The organism is Burkholderia sp. Bp9143 (genome assembly GCF_003853645.1).
Lineage (GTDB): Bacteria > Pseudomonadota > Gammaproteobacteria > Burkholderiales > Burkholderiaceae > Burkholderia.
Genome location: NZ_QTPO01000124.1, coordinates 1 through 1,851 on the forward strand (window position 1 = coordinate 1; position 1,851 = coordinate 1,851).

The 1,851-nt window shown below is 67.7% G+C and carries 3 protein-coding genes and 1 pseudogene; 3 read left to right on the forward strand and 1 reads right to left on the reverse strand.

Annotated features, from left to right (window positions below; translation table 11 throughout):
* A pseudogene (locus DIE23_RS38885) lies at nucleotides 1–282 on the forward strand (hydrolase); the annotation flags it as partial.
* Nucleotides 283–343: 61 nt separating this feature from the next.
* Here the strand turns inward: DIE23_RS38885 and DIE23_RS38890 are convergent.
* A complete protein-coding gene (locus DIE23_RS38890) occupies nucleotides 344–1,267 on the reverse strand; it encodes a LysR family transcriptional regulator (RefSeq protein WP_124618167.1) in 924 nt (307 codons plus the stop codon).
* A 101-nt stretch (nucleotides 1,268–1,368) separates the two neighbouring features.
* Between DIE23_RS38890 and DIE23_RS38895 the strand changes: the two genes are divergently transcribed.
* Nucleotides 1,369–1,536: a DUF1427 family protein gene (locus DIE23_RS38895; protein WP_096506909.1), complete on the forward strand. Its 168-nt coding sequence runs from the start codon at nucleotides 1,369–1,371 to the stop codon at nucleotides 1,534–1,536.
* Between the two features lie 19 nt (nucleotides 1,537–1,555).
* Nucleotides 1,556–1,851: amidohydrolase family protein (locus DIE23_RS38900; protein WP_148093498.1), on the forward strand; the 296-nt coding region annotated here is incomplete at its 3' end.

Here is a 1,851-nt window from a genome sequence, read left to right on the forward strand (position 1 = left end):
ATGGTCGCCGACGCATCGGGCGGCACGTCGCAGGCCGCGCACGACTTCGCGATGCAGCGCATGGTGCAGGCGGGCGTGGTGCCCGTCACGTGGCAGCAGGTCATGCTCGAGTGGCAGCGCGACTGGGCGCGCCGCGACACGTATGACGCGGTGATGGCGATCGCGAAGGAGCATTCGGGCGCGTACGGGATGGGTGTCGACTACGCGTACACGATGGTCCACAAGGCCGCGCAACGTACCGCGACGCCGCACGAGTCGCTCCCGGCCGTTCCGGCGAAGTAACGGGCAGTCGGCCGGATTGCCGCGGCCGGCGTGCGCGATGCACGCGCCGGCCGTCGCGCGCTCAGACCACGGGCAGCGCCCACGGCGCGTGCGAGAAATGTTCGGCGAGGAAATCGAGCAGCACCGTCACGCGCGCGGCGCGCAGCATGCCGGGCGGCGTGACGAGGTTGACGTTGATGTCGGCGATCTTCCAGTCGTGCATCACTTCCTCGAGCTCGCCGCGCTGCAGCTCGTCCCACACCAGGAACTCGGGCTGCAGCGCGAGGCCGTGGCCGGCGACGAGCGCGGGGACGATCACGTCGGCGTTGTTGGTGCGGATGCGTCCTTGCACCGATACGCCGACGTCCTCGCCCGATGCCGGTTGGCGAAAGCGCCAGTACTCGGGGGTCGGCAGGTTCGTGTAGGTGAGGCACACGTGCTGTTCGATGTCGCGCGGATGCGCAGGCCGGCCATGCTGGTCGAGATACGCGGGCGATGCAACGAGCGGACGACGCACCGCGCACAGGCGGCGCGAGCGCAGCGACGAATCGCTGAGCTCGGCGATGCGGATCGCGACGTCGAAGCCGCCGGACACGATGTCGACGATGTGGTCGGTCAGCACGAGGTCGATGTCGACACGCGGATAACGTTCGAGAAACGCGGGCAGCAGCGGCGACAGATGACGCAACCCGAACGACATCGGCGCGTTCACGCGCACGAGGCCGTGTGGTTCGAGCGCCTGCGCGGACGCCTCGCTCTCGATCAGTTCGGCATCGGCCAGCAGGCGGATCGCACGGTCGCGCAGCAGCTCGCCGGTCGGCGTGAGCGACAGCTTGCGCGACGTGCGGTACAGCAGCATCGCGCCGAGGCGCTTTTCGAGGCGCGCGATGGCCTTCGACACGGTCGGTTGCGATATGCCGAGCAGTTCCGCGGCTTTCGCGAACGAACCGGTCTCCGCGACGCGCGCAAAGATGGCCCAGGCTTCGAGATCAGGAAGGTGTTGCATGGTCGGAAAGCGTGACAGGGAAGCGAAGTGGAGGCGAAGGCAACGCAACGTGCGGCCGACGCGATGCGGGTCATTCTAATCCGGCCTGGAGAAAAATCGTTATGGAATCTTATCTATTGTCGTTGGCAGCCGGCGTGCTGATCGGCGTCGTGTACAGCGTGATCAAGGTGCGCTCGCCGGCGCCGCCGCTGATCGCGCTGATCGGCCTCGCCGGCATGCTGATCGGCGCGCAGGCCATCGGGCCCGTCCGTCACTGGCTCGGCTTCTGACCGCATCGAGGACATGTTAATGAGCGCAACCGATACTCAACCGGATCTGATCCTGCACAACGGGCGCGTCACGACGCTCGATCGTGCGAACCCCGTCGCCACCGCGGTGGCGATCAAGGACGGCCGCTTCGTCGCGGTCGGCGGCGAAGCGGACGTGATGCCGCTCGCGGGCCGCGCGACGAAGGTCGTCGATCTCGGCGGCCGCACGGTGCTGCCGGGCCTGATCGACAATCACACGCACGTGATTCGCGGCGGCCTGAACTACAACATGGAGCTGCGCTGGGACGGCGTGCGCTCGCTCGCCGTCGCGATGGA